Origin of the sequence: Burkholderia sp. AU44665 (assembly GCF_030504405.1) — a bacterium.
Lineage (GTDB): Bacteria > Pseudomonadota > Gammaproteobacteria > Burkholderiales > Burkholderiaceae > Burkholderia > Burkholderia semiarida.
On sequence record NZ_JAUJRI010000005.1, the window covers coordinates 169,605 to 195,228 of the forward strand.

At 68.0% G+C, this 25,624-nt stretch carries 24 protein-coding genes; 13 read left to right on the top strand and 11 right to left on the bottom strand.

The features are described 5' to 3' along the window. Positions 1-25: 25 nt before the first annotated feature. On the bottom strand, positions 26-967 hold the full coding sequence (locus QZM15_RS13610; RefSeq protein WP_124863695.1) for a DMT family transporter: 942 nt from the start codon (positions 965-967) through the stop codon (positions 26-28). Between the two features lie 92 nt (positions 968-1,059). Here QZM15_RS13610 and QZM15_RS13615 point away from each other — a divergent pair, with 92 nt between their 5' ends. From QZM15_RS13615 to cls, 7 genes are all read left to right on the top strand, one after another. Next, positions 1,060-2,112, top strand: a complete 1,053-nt coding sequence (locus QZM15_RS13615) for an RNA-guided endonuclease TnpB family protein (protein ID WP_059573690.1) — start codon at positions 1,060-1,062, stop codon at positions 2,110-2,112. A gap of 174 nt (positions 2,113-2,286) precedes the next feature. Then, a complete protein-coding gene (gene dapC / locus QZM15_RS13620; protein ID WP_302106566.1) occupies positions 2,287-3,519 on the top strand; it encodes a succinyldiaminopimelate transaminase in 1,233 nt (410 codons plus the stop codon). A 45-nt stretch (positions 3,520-3,564) separates the two neighbouring features. Beyond that, positions 3,565-4,392, top strand: a complete 828-nt coding sequence (dapD, locus tag QZM15_RS13625; RefSeq protein ID WP_059573688.1) for a 2,3,4,5-tetrahydropyridine-2,6-dicarboxylate N-succinyltransferase — start codon at positions 3,565-3,567, stop codon at positions 4,390-4,392. Further along, entirely contained in the window at positions 4,392-4,760 is a 369-nt protein-coding gene (locus QZM15_RS13630) for an ArsC family reductase (protein WP_034207673.1), read from the top strand. The genes dapD and QZM15_RS13630 overlap by 1 nt, the downstream gene beginning before the upstream one ends. A 120-nt stretch (positions 4,761-4,880) precedes the next feature. Continuing rightward, complete coding sequence (gene dapE, locus QZM15_RS13635; protein WP_059573687.1) at positions 4,881-6,020, top strand: succinyl-diaminopimelate desuccinylase; 1,140 nt, start codon at positions 4,881-4,883, stop codon at positions 6,018-6,020. Between the two features lie 11 nt (positions 6,021-6,031). Next, positions 6,032-6,940, top strand: coding sequence for a 50S ribosomal protein L3 N(5)-glutamine methyltransferase (gene prmB / locus QZM15_RS13640; RefSeq protein WP_302106567.1), 909 nt, complete (start codon positions 6,032-6,034; stop codon positions 6,938-6,940). Positions 6,941-7,083: 143 nt separating this feature from the next. Then, positions 7,084-8,523 (top strand): cardiolipin synthase, encoded by a 1,440-nt coding sequence (gene cls / locus QZM15_RS13645; RefSeq protein ID WP_060010433.1) that lies wholly within the window; start codon positions 7,084-7,086, stop codon positions 8,521-8,523. A 28-nt stretch (positions 8,524-8,551) separates the two neighbouring features. Here the strand turns inward: cls and QZM15_RS13650 are convergent, their stop codons facing one another. Next, complete coding sequence (locus tag QZM15_RS13650) at positions 8,552-9,031, bottom strand: glutathione peroxidase (protein WP_302106568.1); 480 nt, start codon at positions 9,029-9,031, stop codon at positions 8,552-8,554. A 136-nt stretch (positions 9,032-9,167) separates the two neighbouring features. Here QZM15_RS13650 and QZM15_RS13655 point away from each other — a divergent pair, with 136 nt between their 5' ends. Next, positions 9,168-11,099 (top strand): ATP-binding cassette domain-containing protein, encoded by a 1,932-nt coding sequence (locus tag QZM15_RS13655; protein ID WP_302106569.1) that lies wholly within the window; start codon positions 9,168-9,170, stop codon positions 11,097-11,099. A gap of 203 nt (positions 11,100-11,302) precedes the next feature. Here the strand turns inward: QZM15_RS13655 and QZM15_RS13660 are convergent, their stop codons facing one another. The 3 genes from QZM15_RS13660 to alr form a co-directional block, all read right to left on the bottom strand. Continuing rightward, positions 11,303-11,569 carry a DUF2866 domain-containing protein gene (locus QZM15_RS13660; protein WP_006488228.1) on the bottom strand — a complete coding sequence of 89 codons (267 nt, stop codon included), beginning with the start codon at positions 11,567-11,569 and terminating at the stop codon, positions 11,303-11,305. A 148-nt stretch (positions 11,570-11,717) separates the two neighbouring features. Beyond that, entirely contained in the window at positions 11,718-13,094 is a 1,377-nt protein-coding gene (radA, locus tag QZM15_RS13665) for a DNA repair protein RadA (RefSeq protein WP_060316840.1), read from the bottom strand. An 11-nt stretch (positions 13,095-13,105) separates the two neighbouring features. Beyond that, a complete protein-coding gene (alr, locus tag QZM15_RS13670) occupies positions 13,106-14,176 on the bottom strand; it encodes an alanine racemase (protein WP_059645348.1) in 1,071 nt (356 codons plus the stop codon). A gap of 218 nt (positions 14,177-14,394) precedes the next feature. On the opposite strand from alr, the gene lplT reads away from it, so the two are divergent. Next, complete coding sequence (lplT, locus tag QZM15_RS13675; RefSeq protein ID WP_059573680.1) at positions 14,395-15,702, top strand: lysophospholipid transporter LplT; 1,308 nt, start codon at positions 14,395-14,397, stop codon at positions 15,700-15,702. Positions 15,703-15,760: 58 nt separating this feature from the next. Beyond that, entirely contained in the window at positions 15,761-16,570 is an 810-nt protein-coding gene (gene thiD, locus QZM15_RS13680) for a bifunctional hydroxymethylpyrimidine kinase/phosphomethylpyrimidine kinase (RefSeq protein ID WP_302106570.1), read from the top strand. An 18-nt stretch (positions 16,571-16,588) separates the two neighbouring features. On the opposite strand, the gene QZM15_RS13685 is transcribed toward thiD, so the two are convergent. Genes QZM15_RS13685 through tsaB form a run of 4 tightly spaced genes read right to left on the bottom strand, consistent with a single transcriptional unit; the run spans position 16,589 to position 19,839 of the window. Further along, positions 16,589-17,554, bottom strand: a complete 966-nt coding sequence (locus QZM15_RS13685; RefSeq protein ID WP_302106571.1) for a DUF1853 family protein — start codon at positions 17,552-17,554, stop codon at positions 16,589-16,591. Beyond that, positions 17,551-18,588 (bottom strand): uracil-DNA glycosylase, encoded by a 1,038-nt coding sequence (locus tag QZM15_RS13690; protein ID WP_060316850.1) that lies wholly within the window; start codon positions 18,586-18,588, stop codon positions 17,551-17,553. The genes QZM15_RS13685 and QZM15_RS13690 overlap by 4 nt, the downstream gene beginning before the upstream one ends. Further along, positions 18,575-19,075 carry a ribosomal protein S18-alanine N-acetyltransferase gene (gene rimI, locus QZM15_RS13695; RefSeq protein ID WP_059573676.1) on the bottom strand — a complete coding sequence of 167 codons (501 nt, stop codon included), beginning with the start codon at positions 19,073-19,075 and terminating at the stop codon, positions 18,575-18,577. Before rimI ends, QZM15_RS13690 begins: the two co-directional genes overlap by 14 nt. Continuing rightward, the gene (gene tsaB, locus QZM15_RS13700; protein ID WP_059645332.1) at positions 19,072-19,839 is read right to left on the bottom strand and encodes a tRNA (adenosine(37)-N6)-threonylcarbamoyltransferase complex dimerization subunit type 1 TsaB; all 768 of its coding nucleotides are present in this window, start codon (positions 19,837-19,839) and stop codon (positions 19,072-19,074) included. The genes rimI and tsaB overlap by 4 nt, the downstream gene beginning before the upstream one ends. 146 nt (positions 19,840-19,985) lie before the next feature. Here tsaB and QZM15_RS13705 point away from each other — a divergent pair, with 146 nt between their 5' ends. The 3 genes from QZM15_RS13705 to aceA all read left to right on the top strand — a co-directional run bounded on the left by QZM15_RS13705 (position 19,986) and on the right by aceA (position 23,853). Next, the gene (locus tag QZM15_RS13705; RefSeq protein ID WP_011885170.1) at positions 19,986-20,255 is read left to right on the top strand and encodes an acyl-CoA-binding protein; all 270 of its coding nucleotides are present in this window, start codon (positions 19,986-19,988) and stop codon (positions 20,253-20,255) included. 357 nt (positions 20,256-20,612) lie between these two features. Beyond that, the gene (locus QZM15_RS13710) at positions 20,613-22,157 is read left to right on the top strand and encodes a DEAD/DEAH box helicase (RefSeq protein WP_302106572.1); all 1,545 of its coding nucleotides are present in this window, start codon (positions 20,613-20,615) and stop codon (positions 22,155-22,157) included. A 388-nt stretch (positions 22,158-22,545) separates the two neighbouring features. Next, entirely contained in the window at positions 22,546-23,853 is a 1,308-nt protein-coding gene (aceA, locus tag QZM15_RS13715) for an isocitrate lyase (protein WP_059645325.1), read from the top strand. Positions 23,854-24,063: 210 nt separating this feature from the next. Here the strand turns inward: aceA and QZM15_RS13720 are convergent, their stop codons facing one another. Both QZM15_RS13720 and QZM15_RS13725 read right to left on the bottom strand, forming a co-directional pair. Further along, positions 24,064-24,498: a universal stress protein gene (locus tag QZM15_RS13720; protein WP_011549516.1), complete on the bottom strand. Its 435-nt coding sequence runs from the start codon at positions 24,496-24,498 to the stop codon at positions 24,064-24,066. Positions 24,499-24,657: 159 nt separating this feature from the next. Next, positions 24,658-25,563 carry a LysR family transcriptional regulator gene (locus QZM15_RS13725; protein WP_059573672.1) on the bottom strand — a complete coding sequence of 302 codons (906 nt, stop codon included), beginning with the start codon at positions 25,561-25,563 and terminating at the stop codon, positions 24,658-24,660. Between the last annotated feature and the right edge of the window lie 61 nt (positions 25,564-25,624).

Sequence of the window (25,624 nt, forward strand, 5' to 3'; positions counted from 1 at the left end):
CGTTGGGCCCCGCAAACGGCGTCCATCATACCATCGCGCGTGCGCCGTCCCGACCGGCGTCGGGTTTGTCCGGCGCCGGCGCGGCACGATGGACCCGGCTCGACAGCAGCGTCGCCAGCACGATGCACGCGCCACCCGCCCACTCGCGCGCGCTCGGCAGCTCGTTCGCGAACACCCACGCGGACAGCGCGGTGATCACGATCTCGAACAGCATGATGATCGATGCACGGTTCGCCGGCACGCGCGCGAGGCCGTACTGGACGAGCAGGTTGTTCGACGCCATCGTCACGCCGATCGCCGCGATGATCAATGCGGCCACGCCAAGCTGGCCGCTTGCCGGCGCGGCCGGCAGCCCCTCGAACAGCGACGCGATCGCGCCGAACACGGCCGCGCCGCCGAACAGCGTCGCGGTGCGCATTTCCGCGCGCATGTCGGGCAGCTCGCGGCTCGCCTTGATCACCAGCACGTTGCTCATCGCGAAGCTCAGGCCGGCCGCAAGGCCCGCCCATTCGGCCGGGTTGGCCGGCAGCGGCAAGCCCAGCGTCGGCGACCACAGCATCAGCATCGCGCCGCCGATCGACAGCGCCGCGAGCCCCGCGCCGGCCCAGGTCAGCCGCTCGCGCAGCAGGAAGTGCGCGTAGATCGCGGTCCAGGCCGGCGTCAGGTAGAACAGCAGCATCACGCGCAGCACCTCGCCGTGGATCGTGCCCCACACGAAACCGAGGTTCGTCACGCCGGCCGTCACCGCGATGCCCGGCAGCACCCAGTGCCAGCGCAGCGTCGCGATCGTGCGGCGCCGCGCGACGATCACGAACAGGAATGCGACGAGGCTCGTCAGCGCGCTCGCCAGCGTGCCCGTCACGCCGAGCGACGCGAGGATCCGCAGCGGATACCAGATCAGGCCCCATACCGACGCGCCGATCAGGATGGCCAGCGTCGGCAGGCTGCCGCGTACCGCGTTGTTCATCAGAATTTGCTCCGAGAAACCCCGCCATTGATGGCGGGAAGGAAAGGCGTGCTGTTGACAGGCAGCTTTTCCCACAAGTTAGGATCACCGGCATGATCCTTGTCTACCGCTACCGGGTGAAATCGCTCAACGGACTGCTTAACAAGCAGAGCCGCGCGGTGAACTACGTCTGGAACTTCTGCAATGACACGCAGAAGCACGCGCTCAAGTGGAGCAAGAAGTGGCCGACGGGGTTCGATCTGAACGTGCTGACGACGGGGAGCAGCAAGGAACTCGGCATCCACTCCGGCACGATCAACGCGACGTGCGAGCAATATGCGAAGTCGCGCAGTCAGCACCGACGGCCCTACCTGCGCTATCGCGGCAGGAAATCGCTGGGCTGGGTGCCGCTGAAGGGCCGTGACCTGAAGCGCGAGGGTGACGCGTTCCGTTTCGCCGGCAACACGTTTCGCGTGTTCAACAGCCGACCGCTTCCCGAAGGCAAGATCAAGGACGGGACCAACTTTGCGCAGGATGCGCGCGGCAACTGGTTCCTGAACATCGTGATCGAGATGCCCGATGTGCAGGCCCGCCCGATCCGTTCCGGCGTCGGCATCGATCTCGGTCTGAAAGACTTCGCCACACTTTCGACCGGCGAGAAGCTGCCCAATGAACAGTTCGGTCGACGGGCGGCGGAAAAGCTGGCGAAAGCGCAACGGGCGCGAAAGCACAAGCGTCATATCGCGAAGTTGCACGCCAAGGTCGCGAATGCCCGTGCCGATTTCCAGCATAAGCTCGCGCTCGATCTGGTGCGGCGTTTCGATTACATCGCTGTCGGCGACGTATCTGCCGTCAAACTTGCCAGAACCAGGATGGCGAAGAGCGTCTACGACGCATCCTGGTCGTCCTTCCGAAACAAGCTCCGCTACAAAGCGATCGCGCACGGGGCCACGTTCGAGGAAGTCGACGAAAGCGGTTCGACCCAGTCCTGTTCGTCGTGCGGGTCGCAAGACAGCACGACGCGGCCGAAAGGTATCGCGGGACTGCGAATAAGAGAGTGGACCTGCAGTGACTGTGGTGTCGAACATGATCGTGATATCAACGCTGCGCTGAACATTCTCCGATGCGGACGTGCATCGCCAGGTGTGGGAATCCTCCGCCTTTAGGCGGACGAGGACGTCAATTGGTTCGATACCCTTTATTCGAGCGGCCCCGGCCGCCGCGCCGGCAGGCCGTGACCGTATTCCGTCACGCTATAATCGTCCGCTGCGACCCGCGCCCCGGCGCCCGTTCGCAGCCGCGCGGCGCGCCCGCCGCTTCTTTCGCTCCAACCGGCCGCGATGGCCGCTTCGCCCGTGAACCCTCGACTCGACTCGCTCCAGCCCTATCCCTTCGAAAAGCTGCGCGCCCTGTTCAAGGACGTGACGCCTTCCGGCGACCTGAAACCGATCAGCTTCGGCATCGGCGAGCCCAAACACGCGACGCCGACGCTGATTCGCGACGCCGTGGTGGCCGCGCTCGACGGCCTCGCGTCGTATCCGGCCACCGCCGGCTCGGACGCGCTGCGCACGTCGATCGCACGCTGGCTCGAGCGCCGCTACGGGCTGCCGGCCGTCGATCCGGCCACGCAGGTGCTGCCGGTGTCGGGCTCGCGCGAGGCGCTGTTCTCGCTCGCGCAGACCGTGATCGACGCGCGCACGACCGCGGACGGCAAGAAGGCGATCGTACTCTGTCCGAATCCTTTCTATCAAATTTACGAAGGCGCGGCGCTCCTGGCCGGTGCCGAACCCTATTTCGCGAACAGCGACCCGGCCCGCAACTTCGCGTGCGACTACGCGGCCGTGCCCGACGACGTGTGGGCGCGCACGCAGCTGCTGTACGTGTGCTCGCCGGGCAACCCGACAGGCGCCGTGCTGACGCTCGACGACTGGCGCGAGCTGTTCGCGCTGTCCGACCGCCACGGTTTCGTGATCGCGTCCGACGAGTGCTACTCGGAAATCTATTTCGACGAAGCGGCGCCCCCGCTCGGCGGCCTCGAGGCCGCGCACCGCCTCGGCCGCGGCTTCGAGCGCCTCTTGATGCTGTCGAGCCTGTCGAAGCGCTCCAACGTGCCGGGCATGCGCTCGGGCTTCGTCGCCGGCGACGCCGCGCTGCTCAGGAAATTCCTGCTGTACCGCACGTATCACGGCGCCGCGCTGTCGCCGGTGTGGCAGCACGCGAGCATCGCCGCGTGGAACGACGAGGCGCACGTGCGCGAGAACCGCGCGCTGTACCGGCAGAAGTTCGATACGGTCACGCCGATGCTCGCCGACGTGATCGACGTGAAACTGCCCGACGCCGCGTTCTACCTGTGGGCCAACGTGTCGCGCACCGGCCTGTCGGACACCGAGTTCGCCCGCCGCCTGTACGCCGACTATAATGTGACGGTTCTGCCCGGCTCGTACCTCGCGCGCGATGCGCACGGCGCGAACCCGGGCCGCGATTTCATCCGGATCGCGCTCGTCGCGGGCACCCCCGAATGCGTCGAGGGCGCGCAACGCATCGTCGATTTCTGCCGGGCTCTCGCGCGGTAAGACGTCCATCCCGATCAATTCCATCCATCTCCTGCGAAAACGAACATGTCGCAACAACTTCAGCAAATCATCGATACCGCCTGGGAAAACCGCGCCGAGCTGTCGCCGAAGGCCGCGCCCGCCGACGTCCGCGAGGCCGTCGCTCACGCGATCGAGCAACTCGACAAGGGCGCGCTGCGCGTCGCCGAGAAAATCGACGGCAACTGGACGGTCCACCAGTGGCTGAAGAAGGCCGTGCTGCTGTCGTTCCGCCTGGAGGACAACGCGCCGATGCCGGCCGGCGGCTACTCGCAGTTCTACGACAAGGTGCCGTCGAAGTTCGCGAACTACACGGCCGAGGATTTCGCCGCGGGCGGCTTCCGCGTCGTGCCGCCGGCCATCGCGCGCCGCGGCTCGTTCATCGCGAGGAACGTCGTGCTGATGCCGTCGTACACCAACATCGGCGCGTACGTCGACGAAGGCACGATGGTCGACACGTGGGCGACGGTCGGTTCGTGCGCGCAGATCGGCAAGAACGTGCACCTGTCGGGCGGCGTCGGCATCGGCGGCGTGCTCGAGCCGCTGCAGGCGAACCCGGTCATCATCGAGGACAACTGCTTCATCGGCGCGCGCTCGGAAGTCGTCGAAGGCGTGATCGTCGAGGAAAACTCGGTGATCTCGATGGGCGTGTACCTCGGCCAGAGCACGAAGATCTACGATCGCGAGACGGGCGAGGTCAGCTACGGCCGCATCCCGGCCGGCTCGGTCGTCGTCGCCGGCAACCTGCCGTCGAAGGACGGCTCGCACAGCCTGTACTGCGCGGTGATCGTCAAGAAGGTCGACGCGAAGACGCGTGCGAAGGTCGGCCTGAACGAGCTGCTGCGAGGCGACTGATGGCGAAGCCGCACACCGTGGTCGTCTACGGCATTCCGAACTGCGACACCGTGAAGAAGGCCCGCGTGTGGCTCGACGATCACGGCGTCGAATTCGAGTTCCACGATTTCAAGAAGCTCGGCGTCAGCGCGCCGCTGATCGAAGACTGGCTGAAGGACGTGTCGCTCGACGCGCTCGTGAACAAGCGCGGCACGACGTGGCGCGGCCTGGACGACGCGATGAAGGCGGCCGCCGAAACGAAGACCGGCGCGGTCGCGCTGATGATCCACAAGCCGTCGGTCATCAAGCGCCCCGTGCTCGTCGTCAACGGCCGCGTGAAATCGCTCGGCTTCGCGGCCGACCAATACGCGGCGCTGTTTGCCGCATAGGGCTGCCCGCGCCGCGCCTGCGGGCGGGCCTGTTCACGCTAATAACGGGCTTGCGCTGGCCCGACGCCCTGTCGCTGCCGGCCACCGCGCCGGCATTTTTTATCGAAAGTGGTCCGAACCATGTCCGCCACCCTAGCCCTTACCGAACAGCTGATCGCCCGCGCGTCCGTGACGCCCGACGACCAGCACTGCCAGCAGATCATGACCGAGCGCCTCGCCGCGCTCGGCTTCGAATGCGAGACCATCGCGTCGCACGGCGTGACCAACCTGTGGGCCGTCAAGCGCGGCACCGACGGCCGCGACGGCAAGCTGCTCGCGTTCGCGGGCCACACCGACGTCGTGCCGACCGGCCCGCTCGAACAGTGGACCTCGCCGCCGTTCATCCCGGCCCATCGCGACGGCAAGCTGTATGGCCGCGGCGCGGCCGACATGAAGACGTCGCTCGCGGCGTTCGTCGTCGCGTCCGAGGAATTCGTCGCGGCCCATCCAGGCCACCGCGGCGCGATCGCGTTCCTGATCACGAGCGACGAGGAAGGCCCGGCCACCGACGGCACCGTGAAGGTCGTCGAGCTGCTGCAGGCACGCGGCGAGCGGCTCGACTACTGCATTGTCGGCGAGCCGACGTCGACCGCCGAGCTCGGCGACGTCGTCAAGAACGGCCGCCGCGGCTCGATGTCCGGCGAACTGGTCGTCAAGGGCGTGCAAGGCCACATCGCGTATCCGCACCTCGCGAAGAACCCGATCCACTTGCTCGCGCCGGCGCTCGCCGAGCTCGCCGCCGAGCAGTGGGACGCCGGCAACGAATACTTCCCGCCGACCACCTGGCAGGTGTCGAACCTGCACGCCGGCACCGGCGCGACCAACGTGATCCCCGGCCACGCCGACCTGCTGTTCAACTTCCGCTTCTCGACCGCGAGCACGGTCGAGGGCCTGCAGGCCCGCGTGCACGCGATCCTCGACAAGCACGGCCTCGAATACACGCTGAAGTGGTCGGTGAGCGGCCTGCCGTTCCTCACGCCGCGCGGCGAACTGTCGGGCGCGCTGGAAAACGCGATCCGCGCCGAGACCGGCATCACGACCGAGCTGTCGACGACGGGCGGCACGTCGGACGGCCGCTTCATCGCGCGCATCTGCCCGCAGGTGATCGAGTTCGGCCCGCCGAACGGCAGCATCCACAAGATCGACGAGCACATCGAGCTGCGCTTCGTCGACCCGCTGAAGAACGTGTACCGACGCGTGCTCGAACAACTGATCGCCTGACGGAGCCTCGCATGACGACACCTTTTGCCACGGTCCGCGACCTGCTGCGCTACGCGGTCACGCGCTTCTCGAAAGCGAAGCTCGCGTTCGGCCACGGTTCCGACAACGCGTACGACGAAGCGGCCTACCTCGTGCTGCATACGCTCGACCTGCCGCTCGACACGCTCGAGCCGTTCCTCGACGCGCGCCTCTTGCCCGACGAAATCGCGGCCGTGCTCGCGGTGATCGAACGACGCGCGACCGATCGCGTGCCGGCCGCGTACCTCACGCACGAAGCGTGGATGCATGGCCACCGCTTCTACGTCGACGAACGCGTGATCGTGCCGCGCTCGTTCATCGGCGAACTGCTCGACGACGGGCTGCAGCCGTATGTCGCCGATCCCGAGCAGGTTGGCGCGGTGCTCGAACTGTGCACCGGCTCCGGCTGCCTCGCGATCCTCGCGGCGAGCGCGTTCCCGAACGCGGAGATCGACGCGGTCGACCTGTCGGACAAGGCGCTCGAAGTCGCGGCAATCAACGTGCGCGACTACGGCCTCGAAGATCGCATCGGGCTGCACCGTGGCGATCTCTACGCACCGCTGCCCGCGTTCCGCACCGATCCCGAATCGCGCTACGACGTGATCCTGACGAACCCGCCGTACGTCAATGCCACGTCGATGGCCGCGCTGCCGCCCGAATACCGGCACGAGCCGGAAATGGCGCTCGCCGGCGGCGACGACGGGATGGACATCGTGCGACGCATCGTCGCCGAAGCGCACCGCTGGCTGCACGACGACGGCGTGCTCGTCGTCGAGATCGGCAACGAACGCGAGAACGTCGAAGCGGCGTTCGGCGGCCTCGAGCTCACGTGGCTGCCCACCAGCGCGGGCGACGACGCGGTGTTCCTGATCCAGGCATCGGACCTGCCGCGCAAGGCCTGAGCGTGTGCGGGCCACCCGCCGTGCGGCGCACCGTTGCGCCGCACGGTTGGGTAAGATGCGCGTAGGCGGCCGCCCGGCCGCACGCCCTGCGGAATCCCTTCGGGAGCTCTCCCGGCAGCACCCCGGCAGTTCTTTACGCGCTCATGACCCTCGACTGGCTACATCTCGGCACCCTGATCCTGATCATCCACGTGCTCGGGATCGTCGCGGCGTGCCACGCAATTATGAACACGCGCACGTCGCAAGGCGCGATCGCGTGGGCCGTGTCGCTCACGGCCATGCCGTACCTGACGCTCGTTCCGTACCTGTTCCTCGGCCGCAGCAAATTCTCCGGCTACGTCGACGCCCGGCGCCACGAGCTGGAAATGTTGCGCACGCACACGCCTCGCTCGCCGTGGCGCACCGCCGACGCGACCGACGGGCCGGCCGCGGACGCGCTGGGGCAGGCCGCCGTGCTCGCGCTCACGCGGCTCGGCGGCATGCCGTTCCTCGGCGGCAATTCGGTGCGCACGCTCGTCAACGGCGACGCGACGTTCTCGGCCATCCTGGCGGCGATCGACGCCGCGCGCGACTACGTGCTCGTCCAGTTCTTCATCGTGCGCGACGACGCGCTCGGCCGGATGCTGCGCGACTCGCTGCTCGCGCGTGCGGCGGCCGGCGTGCGCTGCTGCGTGCTGTACGACAGCATCGGCAGCTTCGACCTGCCGCACCGCTACGTCGACGCGTTGCGCCGGGGCGGCGTCGAGGTCCATCCGTTCGCGACCAACCGGAAATTCGTCAACCGCTTCCAGCTGAACTTCCGCAACCACCGCAAGATCGTCGTCGTCGACGGCAATCGCGCGTTCGTCGGCGGCCACAACGTCGGCGTCGAATATCTCGGCGCGAATTCGCGGCTGTCGCCGTGGCGCGACACCCACATCGAGATCCGCGGGCCCGTGGTGGCGAGTATTCAATACGTGTTCGCCGAAGACTGGCACTGGGCGACGCAGAAGCTGCCGCCCATCGCGCTGCCGCCGCCCGCGCAGCCTGGCGACGGCATGCATTGCCTCGCGGTGCCGATGGGGCCGGCCGACAAGCAGGAAACCGGCTCGCTGTTCTTCGTCGAATCGATCAATGCCGCCCGCGAACGGGTCTGGATCACCACGCCGTACCTCGTTCCCGACGAAGCCGTGGTCTGCGCGCTGAAGCTCGCCGTGATGCGCGGCGTCGACGTGCGCATCCTGATCCCGAGCCGGCGCGATCACTACGTCGTGTTCGAGGCGTCGAAGCTTTACGCACGCGAGCTGGTCGATGCGGGCGTGAAAGTGTTCCGCTACCGGCCCGGCTTCCTGCACCAGAAGGTCGTGCTGATCGACCGCATCGCGGCGGCGGTCGGCAGCGCGAATCTCGACAACCGCTCGTTCCGCCTCAATTTCGAGGTCATGGTCATGACCGTCGATCGCGCGTTCGCCGACGAGGTGGAAACGATGCTCGATGCCGACTTCGCGCAGGCATACGAGGTCGATGCGGACGAATACCGTCGGTCGCCCGCCTGGCGGCGCATCGCGATGCACGTCGCGCGGCTGTTCGCGCCGATCCTGTAACGGCCGCGGCGCATGCCGCGCGTCACCGTCAAAGCAGCTTGTCGATGTCCGCGGCGATTTCGTCGGGCTTGGTGGATGGCGCATAGCGCTTGACGATGCGCCCTTCGCGGTCGATCAGGAATTTCGTGAAATTCCACTTGATCGCCTTGAGGCCGAGAATGCCGGGCGCCTCGTCGGTCAGGTAGCGATACAGCGGATGCGCATGGTCGCCCTTCACGTCGATCTTCGCGAACATCGGGAACGTGACGCCGTAGTTGCGCTCGCAGAACGCACCGATCTGCGCGGCGTCGCCCGGCTCCTGCCTGCCGAACTGGTTGCACGGGAAGCCGAGCACGAAGAAGCCGCGCGCCGCGTACTGGTCGTACAGCTTCTGCAGCCCAGCGTACTGCGGCGTGAAACCGCACTCGCTCGCGGTATTGACGATCAGCAGCACCTTGCCGCGATACACGTCGAGCGATACCGGCGCACCGGCGAGCGTCTCCGCGCTGAACGAATACAGGGTGGACATCGGGCACTCCTTTTACGAAACCGGATCGACGTGGAGTCTAGGCGAAATTGCGCCGTTGCGGCATCCGCCGATCGGCCGATGCCCGACGCACGCGGCGCGCAGTCTAGAATAGCGGTTTTGGCCAGCCATTTCCGCCGTGATCCGTTTCAATCAGTTCAGCCTTGCGCGCGGCACCAAGCCGCTGTTCGAGTCGGCCTCGTTCGTGCTCAATCCCGGCGAGAAAGCCGGCCTGATCGGCGCGAACGGCGCCGGCAAGTCGACGCTGTTTTCCGTCCTGCGCGGCGAGCTGCATTCCGACGGAGGCGATTTCTCGATGCCGCCGTCGTGGCGGATCGCCCACGTGTCGCAGGAAACGCCCGCGGTCGACCGCTCGGCGCTCGACTACACGCTCGACGGCGACACCGCGCTGCGCGAGATCGAGGCGCGCATCGCCGCCGCGTCGGCCGCGCATGACGGCGCAGCCGAAGCCGACGCGCACGCGGCGTTCGCCGATGCCGACGGCTACACCGCGCCGGCCCGCGCCGAAGCGCTGCTGCTCGGCCTCGGCTTCACGCTCGCGCAAACGCGCGAATCCGTCGCGAGCTTCTCCGGCGGATGGCGCATGCGCCTGAACCTCGCGCAGGCGCTGATGTGCCGCTCCGACCTGCTGCTGCTCGACGAACCGACGAACCACCTCGACCTCGACGCGATCGTCTGGCTCGAAGACTGGCTGCACCGCTACGCCGGCACGCTCGTCGTGATCTCGCACGATCGCGAGTTCCTCGATTCGATCTGCAACGTCACGCTGCATCTGGAAAATCGCCAGGTGAAGCGCTACGGCGGCAACTACTCGCAGTTCGAGGTGCTGCGCGCGCAGCAACTGGCGCTGCAGCAAAGCGCCTACGAAAAGCAGCAAAAGACGATCGAGCACCTGCAGAGCTTCGTCGACCGCTTCAAGGCCAAGGCGACCAAGGCCAAGCAGGCGCAAAGCCGGATGAAGGCGCTCGAGAAGATGGAGCTGATCGCGCCCGCGCACATCGCGTCGCCGTTCACGTTCGAATTCCGCACGCCCGACGCCGCGCCCAACCCGATGATGGTGATGGAGGACGTCCGCTGCGGCTACCATGCCGACGACGGAACGGACATCCCGATCGTCGAGCGCGTCTCGCTGTCGATCCAGAACGGCCAGCGCATCGGCCTGCTCGGTGCGAACGGCCAAGGCAAGTCGACGCTGATCAAGACGCTGGCCGGCACGCTCGCGCCGCTGTCCGGGCACGTGCGCGACGGCAAGGGGCTGACGATCGGCTATTTCGCGCAGCACCAGCTCGAAACGCTGCGCGAGGACGATTCGCCGCTCGCGCACCTGGCGCGGCTCGCACCCGACACGCGCGAACAGGAATTGCGCGACTTCCTCGGCGGCTTCAATTTCTCGGGCGACATGGCGACCAGCCCGGTCGGGCCGTTCTCCGGCGGCGAGAAAGCCCGCCTCGCGCTGGCGCTGATCATCTGGCAAAAGCCGAACCTGCTGCTGCTCGACGAACCGACGAACCACCTCGACCTCGAAACGCGCCACGCGCTGACGATGGCGCTCGCGCAATTCGAAGGCACGCTGATCCTCGTGTCCCACGATCGCCACCTGCTGCGCGCGACGACCGACCAGTTCATGCTGGTTGCGAAGCACCGGCTGCAGCCGTTCGACGGCGACCTCGACGACTACCGCGACTGGCTGCTGCAGCATGCGGCCGAGCAACGCGCGGCCGCGAAGGCCGACAGCGCGGCAGCCGCGGGCGCCGATCCGGGCGTCAACCGCAAGGATCAGAAACGCCAGGCCGCCGAGGAACGCCAGCGGCTGTCGCAACTGAAAAAGCCGCTGCAGAACCGCATCACGAAGCTCGAAAAGGAAATGGAGACGCTGCACGCGGAGAAAGCGCGCCTCGACGCGTTCGTCGCCGATCCGGCGAGCTACGAGGCCGCGCGCAAGACGGAGCTGACCGACGCGATCCGCAAGCTCGGCGAAGTCACGACTCGGCTCGAGACGGTCGAGGCCGACTGGCTCGCCGTGCAGGAAGAACTCGAGCAGATCGGCTGAACGCGGCGCGGGCGTCGTCAGCCGATCGCTTCATCGGCGGCGGGTGCGCCGCGGCGGTCGGGGTGTCGACGCCCCACGAACCCGCCTGGCCGCGGCCCCGCCCCCTGAAACGACGAGGCCGGGCGCGCCGGCCCGGCCTCTTTGTCACGGCTGCGTCCGACGCGGCTGCATCGGCCGGCCCTTATGCCCGCCGCACCATCCGCTCAGCGGCGCGGCAGCGTGTCGCGCGGCATCTGCTCGTCGTCGCCCATCAGGTGCCGGCGCCCTTTGATCGGCCGGCGGATCGCCGCGGCGACTTCCGCTTCCGTCACGTCCTCGGACACGACCTTGCGCGCCAGCCGCCCTTCTTCGTCGATCCATTCGACGATCCGGCATCCGCCACCCCACGGCTGGCGGATCGGCTCCGACACGCGGCAGCCGCGCAGGTTGTAAAGGCGTCCGCCAGGCGCTTCCCCATACGATTTCAACATAGGTTCCCTTCGCATTGCGCGGTTCGACAATCCGGCCAAGGATAGGGAAAAGCGATGTCCGGCGGGTTACATCAGCCTACATATTCTTTACAGCGAATTACGCGACAGATCGCCCGGCTCGATACGGCCCGTGCACGGGCCGGGCCGCTCATTCAAGATCGCGCACGCGGTCGATCGCCTGCTCGAGCCGCTCGACGGCCATCACGTTCAGCCCTTCGATCGGCTGCTTCGGCGCATTCGCCTTCGGAATCAGCGCGGATGTGAAGCCGAGCTTCGCCGCTTCGCGCAGCCGCTCCTGCCCGCGCGGGGACGGCCGGATCTCGCCCGCCAGACCCACCTCGCCGAACACGATCAGCCCTTTCGGCAGCGCCTTGTTGCGCATCGACGAGTGAATCGCGAGCAGCACCGCGAGGTCGGCGGCCGGCTCGGTGATCTTCACGCCGCCCACCGCGTTGAGGAACACGTCCTGATCGAAGGCCGCGATGCCCGCGTGCCGGTGCAGCACCGCGAGCAGCATCGCGAGCCGGTTCTGCTCGAGGCCGACCGCGAGCCGGCGCGGGTTCGGCACGTGCGCCGTATCGACGAGCGCCTGGATTTCGACGAGCAACGGGCGCGTGCCTTCCTGCGTGACGAGCACGCACGAGCCGGGCACGACCTGCTCGTGCTGCGACAGGAACAGCGCGGACGGGTTGGCTACGCCGCGCAGCCCGCGCTCGGTCATCGCGAACACGCCGAGCTCGTTGACCGCGCCGAAACGGTTCTTGAACGCGCGCACGAGCCGGAACGACGAATGCGTGTCGCCCTCGAAGTACAGTACCGTGTCGACGATGTGCTCGAGCACGCGCGGGCCGGCAAGGTTGCCCTCCTTCGTCACGTGCCCGACCATGATGATCGCGGTGCCCGACTGTTTCGCGATGCGCGTGAGCTGCGCCGCGCATTCGCGCACCTGCGCGACCGAACCGGGCGCCGACGTGAGCGCCTCGGAATAGACGGTCTGGATCGAGTCGATCACGGCCACGTCCGGCCGCTCCGCATCGATCGCGGCCTGGATCTTCTCGAGCTGGATCTCGGCGAGCAGCTTCAGTTCGGCCGCCGGCGCGCCGCCGTCGAGCAGCGCGAGCCGTTGCGCGCGCAACGCGATCTGCGCGGCCGATTCCTCGCCGCTGATATAGAGCGCGCGCCGCTCGCTCGCGATATCCGCGAGCGACTGCAGCAGCAACGTCGACTTGCCGATGCCCGGATCGCCGCCGATCAGCACGACGCCGCCCGGCACCAGCCCGCCGCCCAGCACGCGATCGAATTCGCCGATGCCGGTCGAGAAGCGCGGTACGTCGGCGGCCTCGATGTCGACGAGGCGCTGCACCGGCGCGCGCTTCGCGAGCGACTGGAAACGATGGGCGGCCGGCGACTCGGCAACCGATTCGACGAGGGTGTTCCACGCCTGGCACGACGGGCACTGGCCCTGCCATTTCGGGGTCTGTCCGCCGCACTCGCTGCAGACGTATACGGTTTTCTGTTTGGCCACGCGCGACGCCCTTATTCCGCTCGCACCGGCACGCGGGCAGCGACCGCGCACATCAGCTCGTAGCCGATCGTCCCGCAATGGCGCGCGACGTCGTCGATCGGCAGCGCATTGCCCCACAGCTCGACGCGCGCGCCGACGCCGGCCTGCGGGCACGGCGTCAGGTCGACGGTGATCATGTCCATCGACACGCGGCCGACGATCCGCGTGCGGATGCCGTCGACGATCACCGGCGTGCCTTCGGGCGCGACGCGCGGATAGCCGTCCGCGTAGCCGCACGCGACGACGCCGATGCGCATCGGCGCCTGCGCGGAGAACGTCGAGCCATAGCCGATCGCCTGCCCCTTTCCGATCGTCTGCACCGCGATCAGCTCCGACGCGAGCGTCATCGCCGGCTTCAGCCCCGTGTCCGCGATGTCGGATGACAGCCCGGACGGCGACGCCCCATACAGCACGATCCCCGGCCGCACCCAGTCGAAGTGCGTATCCGGATGCCACAGCACGGCCGCCGAATTCGCGAGACTGCGCGCGCCGGCAATGTTTTCCGCGCCGCGCTCGAACGTCGCGAGCTGCTCGGCGACGCCGCGCTCGTTGTCCGCGTCCGAAAAATGGGTCATCAACGTGATCTGGCCGATGCCGGGGCACGCGCGGGCACGCTCCCAAGCGGCGCGGTATTTCTCCGGCACGTAACCGAGCCGGTTCATCCCGCTGTTCATCTTGAGCTGCACGTTGACGGGCTTCGACAGCCGCGCCGTTTCCAGCATCCGCATCTGCTCGTCGTTGTGGACCGTCGTGGTCAGGCTGTAGCGGTCGATCACGTCGATGTCGGTCGAGCGGAAGAAGCCTTCGAGCAACAGGATCGGGCCGGCCCAGCCGAGCTCGCGCAGCTTCACGGCCTCGTCGAGGTCGAGCAGGCCGAAACCGTCGGTGCCGCGCAGGCCCGGAAACACGCGGGCGAGACCGTGGCCGTACGCGTTGGCCTTGACGACCGCCCAGACCTTGGACGGGCCGGCAAAGCGGCGGACGACGGAGAGATTGTTCGCGAGAGCGGCGGTGTGGATGGTGGCGGAGATCGGGCGCGGCATGGGAAATTTACGTAAAGACGCTTGCGAATCATCAGCTTACCGCGCCTTTTGAGCACCGAAGCCGACAATTTGCGGAACGATCGGGGAATCTTGCTAGTCCGAATTCGCGTATTTTCATGTTATAAAGCCGTGCGCACAACCCATTTCGAACGGAATAAGCCGATCGCATACCAGGCGGCCTACGCGGCCCTGCCGCAGCGACGAAAGCATCGCATCAGATGAAAAAAGGTTTTTACACCATCATGGCCGCGCAGTTTTTTTCGTCGCTGGCCGACAATGCGCTCCTCATCGCCGCCATCGCCCTGCTGAAAGATCTCCACGCCCCCAACTGGATGACACCGCTGCTGAAGCTGTTCTTCGTGTTGTCGTATGTGGTGTTGGCGGCGTATGTCGGTGCGTTCGCGGATTCGCGTCCGAAGGGCCGCGTGATGTTCATCACGAACTCGATCAAGGTGATCGGCTGCCTGATCATGCTGTTCGGCGCCCACCCGCTGATCGCGTACGGCATCGTCGGCTTCGGCGCGGCAGCCTACTCGCCGGCCAAGTACGGCATTCTCACCGAGCTGCTGCCGGCCGACCGGCTGGTCGCCGCGAACGGCTGGATCGAAGGCACGACCGTCAGTTCGATCATCCTCGGCACCGTGCTCGGCGGCGCGCTGATCAGCCCGCACATCGCGTCGCACGTGATCGCGCACACGCCCGCCTGGATCGGCACGCCCGCCGAAGCGGCGATGGCGATCATCATGGCGATCTACGTGGTCGCCGCTCTGTTCAACCTGCGCATTCCCGACACGGGCGCCCGCTATCCGAAACAGGAGCGCGGCCCGGTCAAGCTGCTCACCGATTTCGCCGACTGCTTCATGGTGCTCTGGCGCGACAAGCTCGGCCAGATCTCGCTCGCGGTCACGACGCTGTTCTGGGGCGCGGGCGCGACGCTGCAGTTCATCGTGCTGAAGTGGGCCGAGGTGTCGCTCAACATGTCGCTGTCCGAAGGCGCGATCCTGCAGGCCGTGGTCGCGGTCGGCGTCGCGGCCGGCGCGATCGCCGCCGCCGCCCGGATCCCGCTGAAGAAGTCGCTGACCGTGCTGCCCGTCGGCATCATCATGGGCATCGCGGTGATGCTGATGGCGTTCTACACGCGCGACCTGTTCCCGTCGCACTGGGCCGTGCATGTCGGCCACCTGCGCCTGCCGTTCTACCTGATCGTCGCCTACATCTTCCTGATCGGCGTCGGCGCGCTGTCCGGGTACTTCGTCGTGCCGATGAACGCGCTGCTGCAGCATCGCGGCCACGTGTTGCTGTCGGCCGGCCATTCGATCGCGGTGCAGAACTTCAACGAGAACCTGTCGGTGCTCGTGATGCTGTGCCTGTATGCGGTGCTCGTGTGGCTCGACGTGCCGGTCGGCGTCGTGATCGTGCTGTTCGGCACGTTCGTCTGCCTGACGATGTGGCTCGTGATGCGCCGCCATCAGGCGAACCAGCGCCAGTTCGACTCGGTGGCACTGATCGGCGAATCGCGGCACTGACGCTACACTGTCCGTTTCCGTCCGCCGGCGCCGGGCCTCGAACCGGCGCATTGCCCTCATGACGCACCCGATACCCAACATCCTGACGATCGCCGGCTCCGATTCGGGCGGCGGCGCGGGCATCCAGGCCGACCTGAAGACGTTTTCCGCGCTCGGCGCGTATGGCGCGAGCGTGATCACCGCGCTGACCGCGCAGAACACGCGCGGCGTGACGGGCGTGCACGCGCCGGACGCCGCCTTCGTGACCGCGCAGCTCGACGCGGTGTTCGGCGACATCCGCATCGATGCGGTCAAGATCGGGATGCTCGCGAACGCGGCGATCGTGCAGGCGGTGGCCGACGCGCTGCGCCGTTACGCGCCGCGCTTCGTCGTGCTCGACACGGTGATGATCTCGAAGAGCGCGCACGCGCTGCTCGCGCCCGATGCCGTCGACGCGCTGCGCGACACGCTGCTGCCGCTTGCGACGGTCGTCACGCCGAACCTGCCCGAGGCAGCCGCGCTGCTCAACGACGCACCCGCCACCACCGAAGACGACATGGTCCGGCAAGGCCAGGCGTTGCTGCAGACGGGCGCACGCGCCGTACTGATGAAGGGCGGCCACCTGCCCGACGCGTCCGCGAGCCCCGACTGGCTCGTCGAAACGACGCGCACCGTGCGGCTCGACGGCACGCGCGTGCCGGTCAGCAACACGCACGGCACCGGCTGCACGCTGTCGTCGGCGATCGCGGCGCTGCTGCCGCAGCAGCCCGACCTCGAAAGCGCGGTACGTGAAGCCAAGACCTACCTGACCGGCGCGATCGTCGCGAGCGCCGACCTCGACGTCGGCCACGGCGTCGGCCCGGTCCACCACTTTCATCGCTGGTGGTGAGCGGCCGCTCGCGCGGCGTCAGCGATCCTGTGCGGCGAACGCCTGCGCGCGCGCCGGCCAGTCGTCCGGCACGACGAAACCGCGCGCCGTCTCGCGCCACGTGCCGTCGCCGGTCCTTTCGTGGATCGCGATCAGGTCGGGCGCTCCGCGCGCCGCCAGCACGGCCGGCAACTCCGGTGCGCTCGCCAGCGGCTCGGGCTCGAAACCGGCGCCGGCGACGGCACGCCGCGGCGCCAGCCACGCCAGTCGCGGCAACACGCTCCATGCGGCGCCGTCACGCTGCGCGGCCGCCCACGCCGGCCACTGCGCGTGCGTGAGCCAGAAACCTCGCGGGTGATCCGGCGCGATTTCGGCGGATACTGGCAACACCGGCGCGCCGTGCGGATGGAACAGCCAGCCCTTGATGAACATCTGCGCGTCGGACGGCGCGCCGTAGCCGAGCCGGGCAAAAGCGTCGTGCTGGCCGAGCCGCAACTGGTGGTCGAGCAGCCGGCTGCGCTTGCGGTCGAAGCGGTCGACGAGATTGGGGCCGACGAAGTCGGCGAGCGCCGCGCCGCCGCGCACCGGCGCGCACAGATAGCACTTCACCGCGAGTTCCCAGTGCAGGCGCCGGCCGTCCGGCGCATCGACCAGAAAATCGACTTCACCGAGCGTGCGGCCATTGCTGCGCAGCGGCAGATTGGCCGCGACGAGCCGTAGCGCCGGCCCGTGCGTCAGAAAGTATTCGAGCAGGCATTCGGCGTAGCGGCCGAGCCGCGTGGGCCGGAACCCGTCGAGCGCGCGATGCAGCGGCCCGGGGTGCGCATCGAGCGCGGCAAGCCAGGCTTCGACGGCCGCTTGGCCCGCCGCATCCGGCCACGGGCGCGCGAGCGGCGCGCCCGGTGCCGCGGTGAGCAGGCTCGGGCTGGCCAGCAGCCAGCCCAGATCGCGCACCGCGACGTCATGCAGCGTATCGACGAACGCGTACGCCGCGCCGGTCGTCATGGCCCGGTCGGACCGTTCGCGTCGGCGCCTTGCGCACGCCGGAACGTGTCGCGCGCGAGGCACAGGTCGGCCCACGCCTTCGCCTTGTCCTGCAGGCTGCGCAACAGGTAGGCCGGGTGGTACGTGACGATCACCGGCACGCCCTCGTACGCATGCACGCGGCCGCGCAGCGACGCGATGCTCGCGTCCGTCTTCAGCAGCGTCTGCGCCGCGAAACGGCCGAGCGCGACGATCAGCTTCGGCTTCACGAGCGCGACCTGGCGCTGCAGATACGGCTCGCAGCGCGCGACCTCGTCCGGCTCCGGATTGCGGTTGCCGGGCGGCCGGCACTTGATCACGTTCGCGATGTAGACGTTGTCGCCGCGCTTGAGCGACAGCGACTGCAGCATGTTGTCGAGCAGCTTGCCGGCCTGGCCGACGAACGGCTCGCCCTGCTTGTCCTCGTTCTCGCCCGGCGCTTCGCCGATCAGCATCCAGTCCGCTTCGCGGTCGCCGACGCCGAATACGGTGTTGGTCCGCTTCTCGCAGAGGCGGCACAGCGTGCAGCCGGCCACGCGCTCGGCCAGCGCATCCCAGTCGAGCGCGGCGACCGGCATGCCGGCGGGGCGCGATTCGACGGCCGGCACGGGCACGGATTCGCCCGGCGGCGCCGCGTCGAACCACGCGAAATCGTCGTCACCTGCCGGCGGCGCGTCACCCTTCGGCGGCATCGTATCGGGCGATGCCGCCGATGCGGTCGATGCGGCCTGCGCGGGCGGGCGATCGCGATCGACGACGCCGTGCGCCGCCGGCGACTCGCGAGCCGGCACACCGCCGGCCGCGCCATGCGCGACGGCCGCGGGCGCATCGTCCCGCACCGGCGCCCGCGCGGCGCGCACCGGCCGCTCGGCCGCGACGGCGTGACCATCGTCGGCCGTCGCGGCCTGTACGACGGCCGGCGCGTCGGCGGCCGCGCCTTCGTCCGCGCGCTGCCCGCGCCGCACCCAGATTTGCGCGAGACCCAGTTCCTCGAGCGCCGCTTCAGCCCACGCCATGCGTGTCCCCCTCGTCCTTGTTCAGCGTCAGACGCATCACGATCGCGTCCTCCCGGCTGCGATGCTTCGCCGGATAGTAATTCTTGCGCCGGCCGATCGTCACGAAGCCGAAGCGTTCGTACAGATGAATCGCGCGCGAATTGGTCGGCCGCACTTCGAGCAGCACGCCGTCGAGCCCCTCCGCGCGCGAAATGCGCACCGCCTCGCGCAGCAGCGCGAGGCCCGCGCCCGCGTGCTGCGCGGCCGGCGCGACGCACAGGTTCAGCAAATGCATCTCGTCGATCACGGGCATCAGCACGCAATAGCCGACGAGCGACCCCGTCACGTGCCGCAGGCACACGCCCAGATAGCCGTTGCGCAACGAATCCTCGAAGTTGCCGCGGCTCCACGGAAATTCGTACGCGACGTGCTCGATCGCGACGACCTCGTCGAGATCGGCGTCCGTCATCGGCGCCAGATAGCGGTCGCTCAGCAGGACGCCCGTCATCCCTTCGCCCCGCCCGTCTGTGCCGCTCGTGCCGCGACGCGCTCGGCCGTCGTCTGCGCGACCTTGTCGCGCACGTACTCGGGCGCGGCCTGGTCGGCCGGCACCGCGCGCCCGGCGCGAAACGCGCGCAGCGCGGCATGCGCGACCGCCAGCGCATGCGGCAACGCATCGCCGTCGATCGAGGCTGCCCGCGCGGCGGCCGGCAATTGCGCGCCGAACGCCGCGGCCGCATTGCCGGCGAGCGTGAACGGCGCGTCGGGCACGCCGACGGCGCCCGGTGCGTCGAGCGACGCCGGATGCCGCGTGCGCCAGTCGCCGGCGGCGGCGTCCCATTCGAAATCCGCCCAGTAGGCTTCGTCCATCCGCGCGTCGAGCGCGGCGAGCACGCGGGTCGTACCGGGGGTACGCAGCCGCGCATGTTCGGCGCACGCGAGCAGCGTGCCGATCGGCACGACCGGCAGCCCGGCGCCGAACGCGAGGCCCTGGGCAATGCCCGTCGCGGTCCGCAGGCCCGTGAACGAGCCCGGGCCCGCGCCGAACGCGATCGCGTCGCAGTCGGCGAGCGTCAGCCCGGATTCGGCGAAGAGTTCCTGGATCGCCGGCAGCACGCGCGTGCTCGACACGGCGCCCGTCAGCTCGTGACGGACCCAGGTTTGCGGGGGGGAAACGGCGTCATCGGCGTGGGCCGAGCGCAGCAACGCGACCGAGCAGTATTCGGTCGACGTATCGATGGCGAGGAGCACTGTTTGCGTCATGGGCGACATTGTAATGCGCCGCCCCGCTCCCACGGGCGATCGGGCCCGATCTGTCGCGCGTGCGGCGTCGCCCGCGGTTTGGAAGGATCGCTCGACCCCGCGCGGCGGTCCGCTTGTTAAGATCGGCCGACCTGAAACCCTTACGGAGACACCCGATGAGCGACCTCACCGCGCAATTCGACCAGGCCCAGATCGACGTCAAGCAACTGACCGAACGGCCAGGCAACCTGACCCTGCTGCGCCTGTATGCGCTCTTCAAGCAGGCGACCGACGGCGATGCGCACGGCGACAAGCCCGGCTTCACCGACATCGTCGGCAAATACAAGTACGATGCCTGGGAAGCCCTGAAGGGCACGTCGCAGGATGCGGCGAAGCAACAGTACGTCGAACTCGTCGAATCGCTGAAAAACGGCACGGCGTCCTGACCGAATCGCCGTCATCGCAATAGGCAATCAAATCAGTGGCGCAGCGCAGCAAATTTCTTTATAATGCTGCCTGCGTCATCTCCCGCGCTCGGCTCGCAAGCCGTTCCGGCCCGACGCCTCGTAGCGTTAAGCTCCAATCCGGTTTAGAACCTGTCCCCTCCTGCTTCGACCCTTGCGGTCGTCAACTAGGCTGGCGGCCCCGCTCCTGAAGCGCGCCGCACCCAAAACAGCTTCTAATGCCTCATCCGCCGACGGTTCGGCGGATTGCACCCGTTTCCCGATTTGCTCGCTGAATCCGACGACTTGGGTATGCGCGATTGGCGCCGACGTTTCACCCACTGTGTTTCAAGGATTGTTATGACTTCGAGCATCAACACCAGCCCGCTCAACGCGATCGCCGACGAGGCGCTCGGTCTCGACGACGCCGCCGCACCGGCCGCGGTCGAACCGGCGTCGGACGAGCCGAGCTTCGCGTCGCTCGGGCTGTCGCCGGAGATCGTCTCCGCGCTGCAGGCCGCCGGCTACGTGAAGCCGACGCCGGTCCAGCAGCGCGCGATTCCGGCCGGCATCGCCGGCCGCGACCTGCTGGTGTCGAGCCCGACCGGTTCGGGCAAGACGGCCGCATTCATGCTGCCCGCGATCGAACGTTTCGCGCAGCTCCAGAAGACGCAGGCGCAGCAACCGCGCGCGCCGCGTGAACCGAACCAGGGCGATCGCCGCGCGCGCCGCCCGCAACCCGTCGCGCGCCCGGGCCTGCTCGTGCTGACGCCGACCCGCGAACTCGCGATGCAGGTCACGACGGCCGCGTCGACGTACGGCAAGCACCTGAAGCGCCTGCGCACGGTCAGCATCCTCGGCGGCGTCGCCTATGGCCAGCAGCTGATGCTGCTCGCGAAGAACCCGGAAATCCTGGTTGCCACGCCGGGCCGCCTGCTCGACCACCTCGAGCGCGGCCGCATCGACCTGTCGGAACTGAAGATGCTGGTGCTCGACGAAGCCGACCGCATGCTCGACATGGGCTTCATCGAAGACATCGAAACGATCGTCGCCGCCACGCCGGAATCGCGCCAGACGATGCTGTTCTCGGCCACGCTCGACGGCAAGATCGGTTCGCTGACGAGCCGCCTGCTGAAGGATCCGGAACGCATCGAGATCCAGCAGCGCCTCGAATCGCGCGCGAACATCGCGCAGACCGTCCACTACGTCGACGACCGCGATCACAAGGATCGCCTGCTCGATCACCTGCTGCGCGACGACGCGCTCGACCAGGCGATCATCTTCACGGCGACCAAGATCGACGCCGACCAGCTCGCCGGCCGTCTCGCCGACGCAGGCTTCGAATCGGCCGCGCTGCACGGCGACCTGCCGCAGGGCGCGCGCAACCGCACGATCCGTGCGCTGCGCGAGCGCCGCGTGCGCGTGCTGGTGGCCACCGACGTCGCGGCACGCGGCATCGACATCCCGGGTATCACGCACGTGTTCAACTACGACCTGCCGAAGTTCGCGGAAGACTACGTGCACCGTATCGGCCGTACCGGCCGCGCAGGCCGTTCGGGTATCGCGGTGAGCCTCGTGCATCACGCCGAGCAAGGCGCGCTCAAGCGCATCGAGCGCTTCGTGCGCTCGCCGCTGCCGGTCAACGTGATCGAAGGCTTCGAGCCGCGCAAGGCGCCCCCGCGTAACGGCGGCACCGGCGGCCGCGGCCGTCCGGGCGGCGGTAACGGCGGTCGTCGTTTCGGCGGCAAGCCGGGCGGCGGTTATGGCGGCAGCGGCAACGGCCGCAGCTACGGCGGCGGCAATGGCGGCGGCTGGAGCGGCAAGCCCGGCGGCAGCCGCGACGGCGGCCCGCGTCGCGACGGCCAGCGCAGCGGCGGCCCGCGCCGCAGCAATTCGGCATCGTAAGCACACACGGGCGGCCGTCGGCCGCCCAGTGGATCGGCAACCCGCCCATCCCAGCCGACCGGCGCATCCGCGCCGGTTTTTTTCGCCCCTTCCGCATATTTCACAATACGAAAAAAATTTTTGTGTCGTAAAAAATCATGCTGCACGGCACAACCCACGCGATTGCAGGATAGGAAAATGCATTTCTTATCTCGAAACTACGCGCGCAAGCCATTGATTCAAAACAATTAAAAAATTACGCGCGTCACGAACCGGCCCCTGTTTCACTCCCGTCGATTTGCCTAGACTCTTATACAAGACCTCGCGAAACGGAACGCATTGCTTCCCCGCTTCGCGAACGGCATCACCGTCAGATTCGGCAGGCATACATCGCATCAAGGAGCTCATCATGTCGCGTCAGCAACAGGCACAGGAACTGCAACAGCAATGGGAAACCGATCCGCGCTGGAAGGGCATCAAGCGCAGCTACTTGGCTGAGGACGTGGTCCGCCTGCGCGGCTCGGTCCCGATCGAGCACACGCTGGCCAAGCGCGGTGCGGAAAAACTGTGGAGCCTCGTCAACAACGAGCCGTTCGTCAACGCACTCGGCGCGCTGACCGGCAACCAGGCCATGCAGCAGGTGAAGGCCGGCCTGAAGGCCATCTACCTGTCCGGCTGGCAAGTGGCCGGCGACGCCAACGTCGCGGGCGAAATGTACCCGGACCAGTCGCTGTATCCGGCGAACTCGGTGCCGCTCGTCGTGAAGCGCATCAACAACACGCTGACGCGCGCCGATCAGATCCAGTGGTCGGAAGGCAAGAACCCGGGCGACGAAGGCTACGTCGACTTCTTCGCGCCGATCGTCGCCGATGCGGAAGCCGGTTTCGGCGGCGTGCTCAACGCGTTCGAGCTGATGAAGGCGATGATCGAGGCAGGCGCTTCGGGCGTTCACTTCGAGGACCAGCTCGCGTCGGTGAAGAAGTGCGGCCACATGGGCGGCAAGGTGCTCGTGCCGACGCGCGAAGCCGTCGCGAAGCTGTCGGCCGCGCGTCTCGCGGCCGACGTGATGGGCACGCCGACCGTGCTGATCGCGCGCACCGACGCGGAAGCGGCCGACCTCATCACGTCCGACGTCGACGACAACGACAAGCCGTTCCTGACGGGCGAGCGCACGGTGGAAGGCTTCTTCCGCACGAAGCCGGGCCTCGAGCAGGCGGTCTCGCGCGGCCTCGCGTATGCGCCGTACGCGGACCTGATCTGGTGCGAAACGGGCAAGCCGGATCTCGAGTACGCGAAGAAGTTCGCGGAAGCGATCCACAAGCAGTTCCCGGGCAAGCTGCTGTCGTACAACTGCTCGCCGTCGTTCAACTGGAAGAAGAACCTCGACGACGCGACGATCGCGAAGTTCCAGAAGGAACTCGGCGCGATGGGCTACAAGTTCCAGTTCATCACGCTGGCCGGCTTCCATGCGCTGAACTACTCGATGTTCAACCTCGCGCACGGCTATGCCCGCACGCAGATGAGCGCGTTCGTCGAACTGCAGCAGGCCGAGTTCGCGGCCGCCGACAAGGGCTTCACGGCCGTCAAGCATCAGCGCGAGGTCGGTACGGGCTACTTCGACGCGGTCACGCAGACGGTCGAACGGGAAGCGTCGACGACCGCGCTGCACGGGTCGACCGAGGACGAACAGTTCTTCGACGGCAAGAAGGTCGCGTAACGCACGCAGGCGCTACGCCGATGCCCGCCGCGTCTCGCGACGCCGCGGCGTCGGCCACCGGAACAACAATCAGGGAGGAGACGGCAGGCGCGCGAGTCCCATCGCGCGACCGGCCGCGCGGCCTGCGGGCCGCCAGCAACGATGCGCGCCGGCTTGGTCCGGCGCGCCCTTTTTCCGCGGTGCAGCCGCCCGGCCACGGCCGGCGCTGCCCTACCGATAGACGATCACCGGAATTTTCGTATGGGTCAGCACGCGCTGCGTCTCGCTGCCGATCAGCAGGCTGCCGAGCCCGCGGCGTCCGTGGGACGCCATGAAGATCACGTCGCACCCGCCGCGTTCGGCCGCCTCGATGATGCCGAGATACGGCGACGGATGCACGCTCGTCCACGTGTCGCACGCGACCCCGGCCGCCTTCGCGGCCGCTTCCACCTCGTCGAGATGCGCACGCGCCTCGCGCTCGCTGCGCGCGCGGAAATCCGCGGGCGGCTCGATGATCACTTCGGAAAACGGCGAGTACGGGTATTGCGGCAGGCACGCGTAGGCCGTCACGCGCGCGCCGACCGCGCGAGCCAGGTCGATCGCACCGTCGATCGCCTTTTGCGACAGTTCGGAGCCGTCGGTTGGAACGAGGATGTGCCGGAACATCGCGCCCTCCTTCGTCGATTGCACGCCACGCGCCGCGGCGCCGGCCGAGCCGGCCGCGACACGGCGCGCATGCCTCTTACGATTGTAGTGCGCGAAACCGCGCACGCCGCGCCGCCAGCGGGTTCGCCCTCATATCGGAAACACGCGGGCGCGCGTCGCCTACCCGCCCCAATAGCCGGGCCGCTCGTACGTATGCTTCAGGTAATCGAGAAACAGGCGCACGCGCAACGGCAGATGCCGGCGCTGCGGAAACACCGCATGGATGCCGATCGGCGGCGCGGCGAATGCATCGAGCACGCTGACGAGCCGGCCGGCCGCGATGTCCTCGCCGACTTCCCACCACGAGCGCCACGCCAGGCCATGGCCGGCGAGGCACCACTCGTGCAGCACCGCGCCGTCCGAGCATTCCATCGTGCCGTTCACGCGGATCGACACGACCTTGCCGTCCTCCTGGAACGTCCAGCCGCGCTGCTGGTTCGCGTTCGCCGCGAGCGCGAGGCAGTTGTGCCGCGCCAGTTCCGCGAGCGTGACCGGCATGCCGCGCCGCTCGAGATACGCGGGAGACGCGACGCACACGCGGCGATTCTCGCCGAGCTTCAGCGATACCAGCGACGAGTCGGGCAGCTCACCGAGCCGCACCGCGCAATCGAATCCTTCGTTGACGAGATCGACCATCCGGTCGGACAGGTCGAGCGTGACCGACACGTCCGGGTGCCCGACGCTGAATTCGGGCACGAGCGGCGCGACGTGCCGGCGGCCGAAGCCGGCTGGCGCGGAAATGCGCAGGTGGCCGCTGGCCTTCACGCCGCCGGCGGACACGCTCGCTTCCGCGTTCTGCATGTCGTTGATGATGCGCTGGCAATCCTCGAGGAACGCCGAACCCTCGAACGTCAGCGTGAGCTTGCGCGTCGTGCGCACCAGGAGCTTGACGCCGAGCCGCTCCTCGAGCGCGTCGAGGCGGCGGCCGATGATCGCCGGCGCGACCCCTTCCGCATGCGCGGCCGCCGACAGGCTGCCTTTTGCCGCGACCGCGGCGAACGTTTCGATCTGTTTGAACCGGTCCATGACGCTCGCGAGAGGACGGCATCGCCGCCCTTCAAATAGCTTGAGCCGCTCAGATTAGGTA